The following is a 15,962-nucleotide window of genomic DNA, read 5'->3' on the forward strand; positions in this document are numbered from 1 at the left end:
CGCTGCCTGCGTCCGGAATGCGGACTATGTCCAAGCAACCCGACCGTATTTTCAAGGTAGCCATCATCGGCGGAGGGTTTGCAGGAGTCTATTGCGCGCGGGAGCTGGTGCAGCTGACGCGGGAAATCTCGGGCATGACGGTGGCCATCATCGCCAGTGAAAACCACATGGTTTTCCAGCCGATGCTGCCGGAGGTCGCCGGAGGTTCCCTCTCGCCGCAGCATGTGGTCAATCCCATTCGCATGATCTGCCAGGAGGCCGAGGTGCTGAAGGGCGAGGTGACGCACATTGATCTGGAAAACCGCATCATCACGCTGAATGGCGGGATGTTCACGCCGCAGGTTACGGTGGGCTTTGAACACATCATGCTGGCCCCCGGCGCCGGGGTGGACCTCAGCCGCATTCCCGGCATGGCGGAGCACGCCTACCTCATGCGCACCGTGGGCGATGCCATGAAACTGCGCGCCGCCATCATCAGCCGCATGGAGGAGGCCAACCTCATCACCAGCGCCAAGCTGCGCAAGGAACTGCTCTCCTTCGTCATCGTCGGCGGTGGTTACTCAGGCGTGGAGACCGCAGGTCAGATTCAGGATTTGATCGTCGGTGCGCGTCGTTTTTATGAAAACATCGAGCCGGATGAGCCCAGCGTCACGCTTATCCACAGCGGCGAGCGCCTGCTGGGCATGCTGAGCGACAGCCTCGGCACCTACACCGGCAAGTGCCTCACCGAGATGGGCGTGAAGATCCTCTTCAAAAGCCGCGTACGCGCCGTCACCGCACGCACGGTGCAGCTGGGAGACGGCACCAGCCTTTCCGCCACGCTGGTGGTCTGCACCGTGGGCAATGCGCCCCACCCGCAGATTACCGCTTTGGGTGCCAAGGGTGCCCTTCCAGTGGAGAAAGGAAAGGTCGTCGTCGAACCCACCGGCCAGGTCAAAGGCCTGACCAATGTGTGGTCTGCCGGTGATTGCGCCGTGTTTCCCAAAGCCGATGGCGGGAACTGTCCTGAGACCGCCCAGTTTGCCATGCGGCAGGGCGCGCTGGTGGCCAAAAACATTGCCGCCACGCTCCTCGGGCACGCGTTGAAGCCGTTCCGCTTCACGGGTCTTGGAGAGCTGGCCACCATCGGCCATCGCAAGGCGGTCGCACAGGTGTTTGGCATGCGCTTCTCCGGCATCATCGCCTGGTTCATGTGGCGCAGCATCTACCTCATGAAGCTTCCCGGCTTTGACCGCAAGCTGCGCGTCATGACGGAGTGGACCTTTGAACTGTTCTTCCCGCGCGACATCAACCTCCTCACGCCCAGCTTTTCCTCACCGCTCGGCGAAATGCATCTCGAACCGGGCGATTCTCTTTTCCATGCGGGTGAACCGGCGCAATCCCTCTACGCCGTCAAGAAAGGCAACGTCAACATCACCGATGCGCAGGGTCAGATCGTCAAAGCCGCCGGCCCAGGCGAGCATTTCGGCGAGCGCGCCCTGCTGAGCGACGGCATCTGGCGCTTCGACGCGCAGGCCACCGAATCCAGCGAACTCGTGGCCATCGATGGCGAGACCTTCAAGACCCTCGCCAGAAGCATCGGGTCACTTGATGCGCTCTTTCGTGGCACCGCGCAGCAATATCACCTTCCGGAGGAAATCCAGCAGACGGTGAACATGATCCCCGAAGCCACCCGCCAGTGCTGCGCCGCCGATGTGATGACAAAGAACATCGCCTCCCTCGATTCCAGCGTCACCGTGCAGGATGCCGTGGCCGAATTCCAGGCGCATCCGCACAGCACCTATCCCGTCACCGCAAACGGCTGCGTCATCGGCCTGCTGCGCCGTTCGGTGGCCTACGAGTGGCTGAAAAACCACGGCCTCACCTGCGTGGACAAGCTGCAGACCCTGCCTCTGACCAAGCCCTTCTGCATCAGCGCCGACACTCCCGTGCCCGTACTCGTTGGCACGCTGATGCGCAGTGGTGTGAGCAAGGCGGTGGTGGTGGACGCTGAGAAGAAGCTGCTGGGAATGATCACGCTGTTTGATTTGCTGAAGGGGGCGAGGGAAGGGTAATTCGAAGGCTTGATGTAGCTCGGTATTCCGATACCGAGTCGGCACCGTCGCGGAATCGGAATTGCCTTCGGCTGTCTCCGCTTCGCTCCGGCTCCGCGCTACACCGAGACGCTCAGCAGGGCTTTATTGGCTGAACTTTGCGCCAGGCCAGAATCCCGCACAGGCCAAAGCCGAAGGCGTTCAGCGTCCCGTGGATCTTCCACATCTGCGGCATCGTCAGGGCGAAGTCTGGCAGCACATAACGCAGGCCAAAACCGAGCGCGAGGAGCATGGCGGCCAGGAGAGATACGCCTGAAATGACGAAGCCGAGGCGTGGCATCGCCGAATGCTTTCTCTCCAGCCCTCGTCGCATTTGCGAAAGGGCCACGCCCAACGCTCCAAGCACCAACACGACTACGCCAAATGGTTCTACGAATTTCCACACCCCGGAGTGGGTGCAAGTGATGCCCATGGCGACCAGAGGAACACCGAGCAGAATCGCCACACATGAAAAGCGCGTCCAGCATCCCGGCTTCGCTTTGGCATTCAGGCCCGCCATCAGCGGCAGCGTGAATCCTGCATGATGAAAATGTGCAGCAGTTAGCAGCACGATCAGCGGATCGAAGCCCCAGGGTGTCCAGTTGGCGCGATTGGCCACCAGCCATGCGGCACCGATGGCGGGGAAGACCACCGCCATTTGCTCGCAAGCAGCGCCCGCCGAAGGAACTCCTAGGGTGCGCCACTTTGCCGACACCTCTTTCAGCGCATAGACGCGCATCGCCAGCCACGGCAGCGCACACAGGGCCGACCCAACGCCGGGCTTGAGCAAGAACGACCCTGCCATCACTACTGCAGCCGCGTATTCCAGCCTGTGCCGCCAGGTTTTCGTTCCATACCAAAGGGGCATCAGCATCAGCGCCGAGAAAAGAAGCAGTGCCTCCACAAAGACAAAATCGTCAAACGCCAGCGCCAACACCGCCGCAGCCCAGACCAGCGGTTTGATCCAGGATTGAAGCGCATAGGCATACCGGTTCATAGCGCCTTCATTCTCCGTTGAGAATCCCGCACAAACCGGCATTGCCACCAGCGGGCCAGCGGAAAGCCGAGCCAGGCCATCCAATGATGCGGGTGTGAAAATGCGCGGATGGCATACCAGACGCTGCCATCCGGCCTGCGCTCGATGACGAACTGCTCCTCGCCGCACTCGGCATGCTGCGGCAGCGTGCCGTACACAAAGCCGTGCGAATGCTCGGAGTCACAGCGCCGCAGGATGCGGCAGGGGTTCGCCCACCACAGGCCGCAGATGCGCGTGACCATGGCGACGATCTGGCCGGGCTGCTGGCCCTTCACTTCCAAGCGGTCCACTTCCGCCCAAGTGGGAAACATGACCCATGCGTCCAAGGCTTCGCAGGCGGCACGATAAACTTGCTCCCCACTGCCCAGCCTCACTTCATGCTCATCGGCAATGAAGCCACCCTCAAACGGCGGCGTGTAACTTAGCGGCTCATTTTTCCATGACTCCAGCAGTCGGTGCAGGTCTTCGGGGGCGGGGCGTTTCAGGCTGAGCATCGTGCCCGCACGCTGCCATGTCCTGGAGAGCAGACGAAGCGAATTTGCACAAAAAGTGCGCGGTCAGTTTTCACGGTTTTCGAATCTTTTGCATCTTGCGACACTTTCGGCCATCCATGCGCATGCCCCCACCCATTCGCGCCGTCATCTTCGACTTCGACGGCCTCATCGTTGACACTGAAAGCACCGGTTACCACACCTGGAGAGAAATCTTCAGCAGGCGGTGGGCACCGACTTCCTCACCGGCGCCTATGATCCCAAGCGTGACCTTGAGCAGCTCACGGGTCGCGATTTTGACTGGGTAGCCGTGGAACTCGAACGCAAGGCCCGGGAGGGTGAACTGCGCAAGCATCTGACGCTGCTGCCCGGTGTGGCGGACCGTCTGCAGGAAGCGGCCGCGCTCGGACTGCGCATCGCCATTGCCAGCAGCAGCCCGCGCGTGTGGATCGACTCGTGGATGGAGCAGCTCGGCCTGCGCCATCATTTTCACCACATCTCCACCGTGGATGACACGGGAAAGGTGAAGCCTGATCCCAGCCTGTTTTTGCATGCGGCGGAAAATCTCGGCGTCGCGCCTGAAGAGGCCGTCATCTTTGAGGACTCTCTTAATGGCCTCCGCGCTGCGGTGGCCGCCGGCATCCGCTGCATCGTGGCACCCGGACCTATGACGCGGCACCTGGACTTCTCAGGTGCGTTGAAGCAGGTCGAGTCCCTGGCGCATGTCTCGCTCAGTGAACTCGTGTTATGAAGCTTTCTGCCATCTTCGCCCTCTGTCTTATCGGCACGCTGCATGCGGCTGATCCAGCATGGCTGGGCACGGGAGAATTTCAGTGGGAGAGCACGCCGCCGCTGATCGGCCCCGCGACGGATGCCGCGGACCCGGATGTGGCGCTGAAAGACCCGACCATGGTATTTCATGAGGGGAAGTGGCATTTGTTTGCCACGCACCGGCGTGCCTCCGGCAAGGTGGACATGCAGTACCTCAGCTTTGCCGACTGGAAGGATGCGGGCAAGGCCACGCGCCACACGCTGGATTTCCACGATCAGTATCACTGCGCGCCGCAGGTGTTCTACTTCACGCCTCACCAGAAGTGGTATCTCATCTACCAGCTGGCGGATGAACGCCGTGCGCCGAAGATGGGGCCGTTTTTCTCCACCACCTCCACGCTGGGCGATCCGAAGTCCTGGACGAAACCGCAGCCCATGATCGACACGCTGCCGGAAGGCGGCGACAAGATCCGGTGGATCGACTTCTGGGTGATCTGCGACGCCACCAAGGCGCACCTCTTTTACACCAGTGATGACGGCCACTTCTGGCGGCGCGAGACGACGAAGGCAAGCTTCCCACTCGGCTGGTCCAAACCCGAACTCCTGCTCAAAGACACGAAGGACGAACTCTTTGAAGCCTCCCACACCTACAAGCTCAAAGGCCGCGAGCAATACCTGACCCTCATCGAGGCCATGGCACCCGGGCAGCGCTACTACAAAGCCTGGCTGGCGAACAAACTTGAAGGTCCATGGAAGCCGCTGGCCGCCACCCGCGAGCACCCTTTCGCCTCTGCTGCAAACGTCTCGCAAAGGTGGACTTGGACCACGAGCATCAGCCACGGCGAACTCATCCGCAGCGAGAATGACGAGATGCTGGAAGTCGATCCCGCGAACCTCCGCTTCGTTTTTCAGGGCGTGGATGATGAAGGCTACAAGGCCAAGAAGTATGGCAGCATTCCGTGGCGGATCGGGATTCTTGATTTCCAACCGAGCGCTACGGAGCAGGCGTTGAACCGCACGATTTTTCCAAAACTACTCTTCGAAAATGAAGATGTCGGAGATGCCGTCTCCTACCTGGGAATCAAATGCCGCGACATGCACACTGCCGCAGGAGAACAAATGGGAGGGGTGAATCTCGTGGTGAGGTGTGATGACAAAGCCACCGCGGCAAAGATCTCCCTGAATGCCGAAAACATCTCTTTTCGAGACGCCCTTGAAGAGGTGGCCCGGCAGTCCGGCCTGCGCCTGACCATTTTTAGACATCGCGTGATGCTGGCTCCCAAGGCAGACAAAATTTCGGAAGATCCTTTTCGCTCGCGGCCATAGCCCACTTCTGCCGTGCCGAAAAAAAGCCGCCGCTTTCGCAGCGGCGGTCTCATGGGATGAATGGAAATCTCAGCCGGCCTGCGGCGCCCCTCAGTGCGGTCCTGGAGCGGTTATCGGATGATTGAGGAAGGTTCTGAGCTTTGCCCGCTTGCTGATCTTGGGCTCGGCGACGGGAGCAGCAGCGCTGGAAGCGGCTGCGCCGGTGGTCGTGGTGGCCGCGCCGCCTGCAGGAGCGGGCTGCACCGGAGCGCTGGGCGGGGCCTGGGGGAAGATGCTCTTGATCTGGCTGATGTGCAGAGGCTTTTTGATCTTCGCCGGGGAGATGGGCGGACCTGCTTGGGCGATGGCGGCAAAGGCAAGCAGAGTGGCGAACATGAGCTTCGTTTTCATGGCTGTGATGATCGTGGGTTGGGAGGTGAATTTCATTCAGAAAACAGCCATGCGCCGATGGTTTTGCAGGGCGATGTTCCTAAAATTCGTGGGTGAAGGTAGCAAGGATCAACCGCGTTGCAACGCCTCGCGTTTGGACCCTATGGGGGCGAAAAGAATGAGGCCGCCACCTCGCGGCGGCGGCCCTCTTCGGCGCTGCACCGCCCATGAGCAGTGTCAACGCGCCGGACACAACTCCGGCCGAGCTTTCCTCTTCCTCTTAATGAGGTCCAGGGGCGGAGTCCGGATGGTTCAGGAACGGGCCGCTGGCAACTTTGCGTCCTGCGGAGCGCTGGGATGAGCCGGGCGTTCTTCCTTTCGGGGTGGACATTGCAGGAGTGGCCTGTGCGACAGCAACGGAGGCCAGCAAAGCGGCGAGCAAGAGTTTCGTTTTCATGGCTGGTATTGTCTTTGGTTGGGTTGGTTGGATCTGGATCTCATCCGGGAGACGGCCCTATGCGTTGGTTGATGCGGCGAAGCGTTCCTAGATTGCCTCATCTGTTATTGCCAGTTCCATGCCAGCCGCACTGCCACACGCTGGAGGCCTTGATTTTGCTGGGCTCCAGAATTTTTCAGGCATCTCGCGACCACTTCGATTTGTTGCCGGGTTGTAAAGTTTCAAAGCACCCGGTGTAAACTTCCAAAGCGTTCCCCCCCCAGACCAACCGGGGGCTACTTTTTGGCCCGCTTGGGAAGAAGGTCATAACGGTCCAGCTTCTCACGCACCGTGACGCGGGAGACACCGAGCCATTCGGCCACCTGGCTTTGATTTCCGGCGGCGAGTCGCAGGGCGCTGGCGTAGAGCGTCTGCTCCAGCGCCTCCATCGCCGCATTCAGCGCGCCGCCGGGCAGCGTGCCGGCCTGCGCGGAATGAAGGCAGGACTCCACCAGCTGCGTGACCGTCCGCCCATGCGACTCCGCCGGTGCCGGCTCTTTCATCAAGGCGCACACCATTTCCGCCGAGATGGGAAAGCCGCGCGCCTCGATAAGAAGAGTGCGGGCCGCATTTTCCAGCTCACGCACGTTGCCAGGCCAGGGGTGTTGCTTGAGCAGTTCCATGGCCTCGCGCTCGATGGCGGGTTCGGCGATGCCAAGCTGGGCCGCCACCTTGGCGAGGAAATGGCGGGTCAGTGGCGTGATGTCTTCCGTGCGCTCCCGCAGCGGCGGCAGGCGCAGTACGGCACCGTTCAGGCGGTAGAGCAGGTCTTCGCGAAATTCCCCTTTTTTGATCATGGCGGAGAGGTCGCGATGCGTGGCGGTGATGACGCGCACATCCAGCTCGATCTCCTGACTGCCGCCCACACGGCTGACGCGGCGCTCCTGCAGCACGCGCAGCAGCTTTGCCTGCACCGGCGGCGGGATGTCGCCGATCTCATCCAGAAACAGGGTGCCGCCCTGCGCCTGCTCGAAGCGCCCCGCACGCCGCGACACAGCATGGGTGAAGGAGCCTTTCTCATGCCCGAAGAGCTCGCTTTCGATGAGGTTCTCCGGAATTGCCGCGCAGTTCACAGCGATGAAGGGCTGCCCGGCGCGGCTGCTGTGCAGGTGCAGCGCGCGGGCCACCAGCTCTTTGCCTGTGCCTGTCTCTCCCAAAATCAGCACAGGCACGGGGGTGGCCGCATAGCTGCCCAGCTGCTTGAAGACTTCCTGCATGGCGCGGCTGCGACCGATGAGCGCAGCCTTCCCCGCCTCCCCTTCGCGCAGCGGCACGGGACGCGCAGCGGCGGAGGACATGTGCAGCGCGCGCTCCACCACACGCAGCATCTCGGGTGGATCAAAAGGTTTAAGCAGGTAGTCAAACGCGCCGGCTTTCATCGACTCGATGGCGCGCTCGGTGGTGCTGAATGCCGTCATCAAAATCACCGGCAGGCGCGGTTTTGCCGCGTGGAGCTGCTGCAGCACATCCATGCCGCCGATTCCGGGCATGCGGAAGTCACTGATCACCAGGTCAAACGGCTCGGTCATGGCCATCTGCACGCCGGTGGTGCCATCGCTGGCACGACGCACCTGATGACCGCTGGTTTCCAGCACGGTGAGAAGCGACGAGGCGAAGTCGTCGTCATCATCGATCAGCAGCAGCCGGGCGCTGTGTTCAGACATGCGGCATGGTGCGCCGCCTGCAACTTCTTGCAAGCACCTCAAATGCGCGGCAGCCGGATCTCAAAGCGCGTGCCCTCCGGCGAGGTGGAGACCAATACCAAATCGCCCTGGTGCCGACGGGCAATGCCGCGGCTGATGCTCAGACCCAGCCCGGTGCCGCCGCGCTTGAGCGTGGCAAAAGGTTTGAACAGGCGCTCCTGCAGATCTTCCGGCACGCCGGGGCCATTGTCCGTGACGGCCAGCACGATGCGGCGCTCCAGCGCCAGCGCCTCCAGCAGAACCAAACCGTCGGCGCGACCGCCGCAGGCGTCCGTGGCATTGCGCACCAGATTTAGAAGTGCCTGCCGAAGCAGCTCGGGGTCAGCATGGAAGCTTGTCTCTTCCACGACGCCGAGTTCAAAGCGCACCCCGCGCTGCTGCATCTCCGCCTGGTGGTCGTGGTGAAAGGTGTCCACCAGCTCCGCCAGCGAGCAGGTGACGATGCGCGGTTCGGAAGGACGGGCGTAGATGAGGAAATCTCCCACGATGTGCTCCACACGGTCCAGCTCGCGGTTCATGCTGCTCACCTGTGCCGCCACTTTGGGCTGGAGTTCGGCATCCACCAGGAGGCCGAGGGCGTAGGCGCGGTTTTTCAGCGCACCTACGGGGTTGCGGATCTCATGGGCCAGCCCGGCGGCGAGGCTGCTGAGGGAGGCCATTTCATCGCGAGCGGTCCTGGCATGCTCCGCCTGGGCCGCCTGCTCCTGCAGCGGCTGGAACCAGCCGCGATGGATCAGCCACAGCAGCACGCCCAGAAGCGGTGCCATGACCGCCGCCGCAGTCACCACCTGCCACTGCATCTCGTGCATGGAGTCCCGCATTTCAGTCACGCGGTCCAGCAGGCGGGCGCCGCAGGCATCGCGCAGGGACTGCAAATCTCTCAGCATTTCCCGGAAAGGCTCATCCGCGCGCATCACGCCCGCGAGCCGTTCTTTGTCTGGCAGCGCCAGCCAGGTCTGCACCTGCTCGCCGTAGATGCGCAGATCCTTCTGCACTTCTTCGAGAGAGGTGGCTTCGGCGCCCGTCAGGGACACCGGCGGGTGGCGGAAAAAGGACTCATTGCGGGCAAAGAGCACCGCGTATTGGTCCTGCTTGCCCACATTGACCTCGCCGTCTCCCAGTCGCAGCGCGGCGCTGTGGAGGTCCAGCACCATGGCTGCGCCATCGCGATGAAAGCGCAGGCCGATTTCCTGCTCCTCATGCGCGAGTACGCGCAGCTGCTCCACTTCGTGCAGCCGCACCACCACCAGCACGGCCAGGCACGCGACCGCCACCAGAAGGCACAGCGCCAGTGCGATGGCAGCTTGTCTCCAGGTGGAAGTCGTCATGCAGCAATAACGCACAGGATGCAGCCGGATTCACACTTTCAGACCGCGCCGCGCACGAAATCATAAATCCGGTGGCATTTCATGCCAGACCCGCCTTGGTGCCGGTCCTGCCATGACGCCGCTCCCGCTTGCCGACCAGTATGCACGCTTTCGCGATTCCGTGTTTGCCGGGGTGGCCGAAGTGCTGCCAGGATTTGCCGAACCGATGACGGAGATGGAACTGCAGAGCCTGTGGTTTGCCGGAGCGTTTGGCAGTGAGTTCACCACCACGGATGGCAAAGCGGTACGGATCGCTGATTTCGGCGTGTGGAATTCGGGCGCAGGCCCGGACTTCAACCACTGCGCCGTCGTGATCGATGGCCAGACGCAGCGCGGGGACATCGAGCTGGACCCCGATGCCCGTGACTGGGAACGGCATGCGCATGGGGCGAATGAGAACTTCAACCGTGTGGTGCTGCACTTGTTTTTGCACACGCCGGAGGAGCGCTTCTACACCCGCACGAGCGCGCACCATGCGGTGCCTCAGGTGCTGCTGCGCGCCGACATGCTGCCGGAGGGCATCAAGCCTAAGCACAACCTGGCGCCGGCACGGCTGGGGCGCTGCGCGACGCCTCTGCGAGAAATGGAGGCCGCGAGGGTGCAGTCCATCATTGAATCCGCCGCGCAGCACCGCCTCGATCTCAAGTCAAAGCGGCTGCACCGCAACGTGGCGGCCCAAGGCCGCGAGCAGGCGATCTATCAGGCGCTGGCGCAGACGCTGGGTTATCGCAAAAACCAGCAGCCGTTTGCAATTCTCGCGCAGCGGATGCCGGTGAAAAAGATCACGCAGCTGGATGCTGCGAGGCGCGAGGCCTGGCTGTTTGGCATCTCCGGCTTTCTCGAAGGCATACGCAGTGACGACACCGAGCCGGCCACGCGCAGCTACCTGCGCGAGCTCTGGAGCGAATGGTGGCGGCTGCGCAGCGGCGTGGAGCGCTGGCTGGATGACCGCCAGGCGCTGCGCTGGAAGCTCAACGCCATCCGCCCCGGAAACCACCCGCAGCGCCGCCTGGGGGCACTGGCCGCCATGCTGGGCTCCTGGCCTGCCATCGTCACACCGCTGGCAGACGCCACGCGCTGGAGCCAGGCCGCCTGGCGCGAATCCCTGCTGGCTCTCAATCATGATTTCTGGGCGACTCATTACACGCTGCTGGCGGAAGCGGCGCAGAAGCCCGTGGCCTTGATCGGTGAAACACGGGTGCAGGAGATGCTGGCCAATGTGGCCTACCCACTGCTGGTGCCGGAACGCACCCGGCTGTGGGCCGAGTATCTCGAGCTCCCCGCCCTTCTGGACAATCAAAAGGTGCGCCTGGCGGTGCAGCGGCTGTTTGGCGACGACGCCAAGGCGAGGGATTTCAGCAAAAAACTGCACCATCAGCAGGGGCTGCTGCAGATCTATGAAGACTTCTGTCTGGAAGATGACTCCGCCTGCGCTAGCTGCCCCTTTCCGGAAAGGCTGAAGGAGTGGAGCTGATCCGGACGTTTCCGCATTCCCTGCCATGCGCCCTCTTTTCCTCCTCGCTCTTTCGTCGTCGCTCGCCCTCAGCGCCGAGCTGCCGGATCCCGCTGCCATCACGGCGGCCATGAAGAAAGCCGTCACCTATGCTCATACGCATTTGGCGCGAGCGGGCGGCTATGCCTCCTCCTATGACAAAGAGGGCAAGATCGGCGAGGTCGAGCACGGAAAATCAGCCACGCTTACCTCCATCCAGCCACACGGCACCACCACGATGGGGCTGGTGATGCTAAAGGCCTATCAGGCCACCGGTGATGAAGTTTTCCTCACTGCGGCCAAGGACGCCGCCAAATCCCTGATCAAGTGCCAGCTGGCCACCGGTGGATGGGACAGCGACTTTGATTTCGATCCGGAGAAGATGAAACGATACCATCTGCGGAGCGATCTCGACGCCGGAGACAAGGAGCCTGGCAAACGCCGGAACTCCTCCACGCTGGACGACAACAAGACCGAGTCCGCGCTGCTTTTCCTGCTGGAGATGGTGCATGAGCCCGCATGCAAAGACGATGCGGAACTGAAGCGCTGCACGAAGTTTGCCTTTGATTGTCTGCTCGCTGCGCAGTCACCCATCGGCGCATGGCCACAGCAGTTCACCGGCCCGGCGGATGCCAGCGCTCCAGTGGTCAAAGCCAGCTATCCGGAAACCTGGAGCCGCACCTTCCCCGCCGTGAAGTACACCGGGTTTTACACGCTGAATGACGACAATTTGCAGCAGATTGCCAGAGTTCTCTTCCGTGCCTACGACCTGGAAAAGGACGAGCGTTATCTTGCCGCCCTGAAGAAGCTCGGCGAGTTCTTCCTGCTGGCGCAGATGCCCGAGCCGCAACCCGTGTGGGCACAGCAATATGACCGCGACATGCACCCGGTCTGGGCGCGCAAGTTTGAGCCGCCATCCGTCACCGGCTACGAAAGTCTCGGCGCCATGGAGGTGCTGCATCAGCTCTGGGTGGTGACGGGAGATGACAAATACCTGCGCCCCATCCAGCCCGCGCTCTCCTGGTTTGAGCGCTCCAAGCTGGCCGATGGCAGCCATGCGCGCTTCTACGAACTGCAGACCAACAAGCCGCTGTTCTTCGTCAAGGACACCTACGTGCTGACCTATGACGACAGCAACATTCCCACGCATTACTCCTTCAAGACCAGCCAGCAGAGCAAGCTGGACACCTTCAAAAAGCAGCTGGCCAAAGGTCGTGAAGAATTGAAGCAAAACCTCGCCGGGCCGCAGACCCCGAAAGAGTGGGCCAGCCGCGCCAAAGGCGCCGCCTCCAAGGCCAAAAGAGCCGCTGAATCGCTCGACAGTGAAGGGCGCTGGATCAAAGACGACCAGATCGACTGCGGTGAGTTTGTCAAAAACATGAATGCCATGACGCACTATCTGGAAGCGCGGAAGAAGAGCGGGGAGTAATGCCCTGCCATCCGTAGGTTTCACAGCTCCAGGCATCATCCGCCGCTTCGAACTTCTTGCGGTGCGAAAGACTGGCTTCTTATATGACTTCTGTGATGAACAATTCCCCAACTGCATCGCTGAATGTGGTGTTTGAATTCTTGAATGCGTCATTGAAGCCAGAGGTGAAGGAGTGTTTCCGCGTGAAGGCGATTCACAAAGACATGCCGGATTTTCTGGCCCACGGCTCCTTCACATTGGAAGCATACAATCTTGTGCGCGATTCATTCATGCGGTCCGCAGGACACTCTCCTGTGTGCAGATTATTGGAAGACTTTTGTCTGTTTCATGAGACGGATCGAGCGACGGCTATGACTTGGGCATATGCCCTGCACCTGAAGGAGCAGGATGTACTGGAGGCGCTGGGAGCAGATTATGCCTTCAACTGGAACGGCATCCTGACCGAGGTGCTGCCTCCAGAACGAGACATGTCCATCACCCGGCAAGACGTTCCCGAATGGCGGAACCTGGTGGTGCCCACGGATGTCTGGGCGAAATGCCAGTGTTACGGGTATGACAGCCTCGTGGTCCTGCGCGGAGATCGGCTGCTATGTGACAAAAGCATCGCTTATTACAATTACCATTCACACAACACCTCATGGGACCGGGCCTGGGAAAGATATCAGGCTGGAGGAGGTCATCGGGCCTTTGTGGCCGGCAGTCTGAACCGCCTTCCGAAGAAAGAGAGTATGGCAGGTGGGAGAAAAACAATCTAACCAATGGCGGCGAACTGCGACCGATCATTTTTAGCCGCGCAATCCAAAGTTCCTGACGTGATATTCAACGCATGATGAAACTCCCCCGCTTCATCCTAACTCTAGCATGCTCTTTGTCCGGCCTGCTGCTTTCCGCCAGCGCACAGGCCGCTGTGTGGCATGTGGATGCAAGCAATGGAAATGATGCGCATGACGGCAGTGAGGGCAGTCCTTTCCGCACCATCATGCAGGCGGCAAAGCTGGTGAATCCTGGTGACACGGTGCTCGTGCATGCCGGGGTTTATTTTGAGCATGTGAAGCTGGAGAGGGCTGGCACGGAGGCCGCGCCGATTCTTTTCAAGGCGGTGGACGGGCCGCGGCAGACCATCATCACGGGGGCACATCGGGCTTTGCGGGAGGGTGCTCTCAAATGGGAGCCTCTCGCCGAAGGGCTGTGGCGTGTGGCGCTGCCTGAAGAGCCTGCCACGATGCTGTGCGATGACTTGAACCTTTACCGCTACCCCTCGGTGGTGGAGCTGCGCGCTGGCATCGTGCAGGATGTCGCCGGACAAAAGAGGACCGGTCCCGGCCCCAAGCATGGCTGGGCCTGGTCCGAGGGCATGGTCTATCTCCGGCTGCACCCCTCGGGCAAATATGGCAGCACCGATCCGAACACGCGGACGATGAAAGCCTCTCCCGCACGTGGCCCCGGCTTTCGCGGCGATGAGATCGACGCGCGCACGCGGGCCAATGTTGCGCTCGTCACTCCGGGCCTGTCTCATGTGGCGCTGGAAGGCTTCACCTTTGAATCTCCCGGCTTCTGCGGTGTGTGGGTGCGCGATGGTGGGGCCGTCGTGCGCGGCTGCCGTTTTCTAGGATGCCGCACGGGCGTACGCGGATGGGACCATGCGGAAAAAAGGCCGAACCACCTCTCCGAGAATGTCATCGTGGAGCGCTGTGAGTTCACCGAGCACCCTACCTATGCGGACGTGGCCGAGATCATCGGCGAAGTCACGGCGCTGCCTGAGGCCCAGCGGGAAGCGATGGCCCGCTTCTACTGGTGGCATCGCAAAGGCGGAGCGTACTCCGCGGAGATCGGTCTTGTCACCGCCGCCGGCAGACACTGGACACTGCGTAACAACCATGTGCACGACACCTTTGACGGCCTGAGCTTCATGGCACTGAGCTGGAGCGAGGACTGCGAGATCAGCGGCAACTGCTTTGAGCGCCTGGTGGACAATGCCATCGAAGCGGAAAACCACGCCCAGCGTCTTCTCGTGCATGACAACCTCATCGTGGACTGCTTCGAGCCTTTCTCGTACCAACCGCTGGATCGTGAGCCCTGGCCTGCCAGCATCGTCTTCGAGCATAACACGGTCTCCTTCACCCGCGATGGCGCGGCGCTCTGGGGCAATGACAAGCTGGGCTGGCGTCCGGGCTGCTGCAAAATCTACGTCGGGCCAGAGCTGACAGCCATACCCGACTGCCTCACCTTCCGTGACAACCTGTTGTGGTTTCCAACCGGAAGGCTGGCGTCCGTCAACCAGGCGGCCTCAACGCTGCAAGGCGTGATTTTCAAGAACAACATCATTGTGTCCCGTGGCTACGGCGGGACTGAGAGCGGCACCTTCCCGCCGGGTTACGGCTTCCACGGAAATTACTTCTGCCCTGTGGGCAAGGAAGGCACCTTCAGTCCACAGTCCCTTGGGATCGTCAGTGTCGATGACAGCACAGGCGCCGTGCTGACCCGCCCCGGCAGCAACGCCGCGGCCCATGGCGTGAGGCCTTAGCGCCTGGCCACAAACGCGCTTATCACCAGACCGACGGCCACACCCGCCACCGCGATGAGCCAGAAGTTCGTCGGGGTGTCGGCCACGTCTGCCTTCACATACATGCTGAACAAACCGGTGAGCGCGGTGAGGGGCAGGAAGAGAGCGGCCATCACATTCAGGCGGTGCGAGGTGTTGGCCATGATCTGCGCGCTTTTCGCCTGCGCCTCGGCCTGCTTGGCCACAGTGAAGTTCAGGCCAAACTGCGCATCCTGCAGAAGCAGCTCGGCGGTGCGCTCCACAGCGGCGGCCTGGTCGCGCAGATTGATCACATCGCGGTCCGCTTTCACAAACTCGCGAGCCTGCTGCATGGCGCGGTGCATGCTGCGTGAACTGCGCAGCACGGGGGCGATGGCCTCCAGCACCTTGTGGTATTCGGCGGCGGTCTGTGCAGCGTGCTCCTGTTTGTCGAGTTCATCCAGCCGCGTCGCGTAGGCTGCCAGGTGGTTTTGCAGCGCCAGGCTGCCGCCGTTTTCCGGGCTGGATTTCCAAGAACCGTCCGGCTGCCGCCAAAACAGCGCCGGCCTGCGCTCCACATCGTGCGGCCCTGGAAGCTGGTGGAGGATGATGAGCAGATGCCCCTCTTCAAAGATCGCACGCTGCGTTCCTGCCTCCCGCCCCACCCGGTTGCGAATCGCCTCAGGAATGGTGGCCCACAGTTTCGGAATGATTTGAATGTCTGGTTTCATGATTGGGAATGTTTTTAATCCCGCGGCCATGAGAGCAGAGGCGTGTGAGGTGGGCGATTGGAAAATGTGAGGGCGATTGTCAGTGATTGGGGAGGGTGGCCGCCTATTCTTCCGTCCCACAAATTTGACAATTTTGAGGACTTCGAACATTGAGCAAT

At 61.5% G+C, this 15,962-nt stretch carries 15 protein-coding genes; 8 read left to right on the top strand and 7 right to left on the bottom strand.

Annotated elements, in window-relative coordinates; all coding sequences use genetic code 11:
- Positions 1-26 precede the first annotated feature (26 nt).
- On the top strand, positions 27-2,054 hold the full coding sequence (locus ACILSR_RS19965; protein ID WP_395751557.1) for an FAD-dependent oxidoreductase: 2,028 nt from the start codon (positions 27-29) through the stop codon (positions 2,052-2,054).
- 112 nt (positions 2,055-2,166) lie between these two features.
- Here ACILSR_RS19965 and ACILSR_RS19970 read toward each other — a convergent pair whose 3' ends face one another.
- Both ACILSR_RS19970 and ACILSR_RS19975 read right to left on the bottom strand, forming a co-directional pair.
- Entirely contained in the window at positions 2,167-3,069 is a 903-nt protein-coding gene (locus ACILSR_RS19970) for a YndJ family transporter (protein ID WP_395751558.1), read from the bottom strand.
- Positions 3,066-3,602 carry a DUF1990 family protein gene (locus ACILSR_RS19975; RefSeq protein ID WP_395751559.1) on the bottom strand — a complete coding sequence of 179 codons (537 nt, stop codon included), beginning with the start codon at positions 3,600-3,602 and terminating at the stop codon, positions 3,066-3,068. Before ACILSR_RS19975 ends, ACILSR_RS19970 begins: the two co-directional genes overlap by 4 nt.
- A 122-nt stretch (positions 3,603-3,724) precedes the next feature.
- On the opposite strand from ACILSR_RS19975, the gene ACILSR_RS19980 reads away from it, so the two are divergent.
- The 3 genes from ACILSR_RS19980 to ACILSR_RS19990 are packed head-to-tail and all read left to right on the top strand — an operon-like array spanning position 3,725 to position 5,696.
- Complete coding sequence (locus ACILSR_RS19980; protein ID WP_395751560.1) at positions 3,725-3,907, top strand: HAD hydrolase-like protein; 183 nt, start codon at positions 3,725-3,727, stop codon at positions 3,905-3,907.
- Positions 3,826-4,350, top strand: a complete 525-nt coding sequence (locus ACILSR_RS19985) for an HAD-IA family hydrolase (RefSeq protein WP_395751561.1) — start codon at positions 3,826-3,828, stop codon at positions 4,348-4,350. The genes ACILSR_RS19980 and ACILSR_RS19985 overlap by 82 nt, the downstream gene beginning before the upstream one ends.
- Complete coding sequence (locus tag ACILSR_RS19990) at positions 4,347-5,696, top strand: non-reducing end alpha-L-arabinofuranosidase family hydrolase (protein WP_395751562.1); 1,350 nt, start codon at positions 4,347-4,349, stop codon at positions 5,694-5,696. Before ACILSR_RS19985 ends, ACILSR_RS19990 begins: the two co-directional genes overlap by 4 nt.
- Positions 5,697-5,786: 90 nt before the next feature.
- Here the strand turns inward: ACILSR_RS19990 and ACILSR_RS19995 are convergent, their stop codons facing one another.
- From ACILSR_RS19995 to ACILSR_RS20010, 4 genes are all read right to left on the bottom strand, one after another.
- Complete coding sequence (locus ACILSR_RS19995; RefSeq protein ID WP_395751563.1) at positions 5,787-6,086, bottom strand: hypothetical protein; 300 nt, start codon at positions 6,084-6,086, stop codon at positions 5,787-5,789.
- 259 nt (positions 6,087-6,345) lie between these two features.
- Positions 6,346-6,522, bottom strand: a complete 177-nt coding sequence (locus tag ACILSR_RS20000; protein WP_395751564.1) for a hypothetical protein — start codon at positions 6,520-6,522, stop codon at positions 6,346-6,348.
- A gap of 275 nt (positions 6,523-6,797) precedes the next feature.
- Entirely contained in the window at positions 6,798-8,225 is a 1,428-nt protein-coding gene (locus ACILSR_RS20005) for a sigma-54-dependent transcriptional regulator (protein ID WP_395751565.1), read from the bottom strand.
- Between the two features lie 38 nt (positions 8,226-8,263).
- A complete protein-coding gene (locus tag ACILSR_RS20010) occupies positions 8,264-9,592 on the bottom strand; it encodes a sensor histidine kinase (protein ID WP_395751566.1) in 1,329 nt (442 codons plus the stop codon).
- Positions 9,593-9,704: 112 nt separating this feature from the next.
- On the opposite strand from ACILSR_RS20010, the gene ACILSR_RS20015 reads away from it, so the two are divergent.
- From ACILSR_RS20015 to ACILSR_RS20030, 4 genes are all read left to right on the top strand, one after another.
- A complete protein-coding gene (locus ACILSR_RS20015; RefSeq protein WP_395751567.1) occupies positions 9,705-11,105 on the top strand; it encodes a DUF2851 family protein in 1,401 nt (466 codons plus the stop codon).
- A gap of 25 nt (positions 11,106-11,130) precedes the next feature.
- Entirely contained in the window at positions 11,131-12,552 is a 1,422-nt protein-coding gene (locus tag ACILSR_RS20020) for a pectate lyase (protein WP_395751568.1), read from the top strand.
- A 92-nt stretch (positions 12,553-12,644) separates the two neighbouring features.
- On the top strand, positions 12,645-13,307 hold the full coding sequence (locus ACILSR_RS20025) for a hypothetical protein (RefSeq protein WP_395751569.1): 663 nt from the start codon (positions 12,645-12,647) through the stop codon (positions 13,305-13,307).
- 71 nt (positions 13,308-13,378) lie between these two features.
- Positions 13,379-15,076: a right-handed parallel beta-helix repeat-containing protein gene (locus ACILSR_RS20030; protein WP_395751570.1), complete on the top strand. Its 1,698-nt coding sequence runs from the start codon at positions 13,379-13,381 to the stop codon at positions 15,074-15,076.
- Here the strand turns inward: ACILSR_RS20030 and ACILSR_RS20035 are convergent.
- A complete protein-coding gene (locus tag ACILSR_RS20035) occupies positions 15,073-15,804 on the bottom strand; it encodes a CorA family divalent cation transporter (RefSeq protein WP_395751571.1) in 732 nt (243 codons plus the stop codon). The genes ACILSR_RS20030 and ACILSR_RS20035 overlap by 4 nt on opposite strands.
- Positions 15,805-15,962: the final 158 nt, after the last annotated feature.

The organism is Prosthecobacter sp., assembly GCF_044222565.1.
In the GTDB taxonomy this organism is placed as follows: domain Bacteria; phylum Verrucomicrobiota; class Verrucomicrobiia; order Verrucomicrobiales; family Verrucomicrobiaceae; genus Prosthecobacter.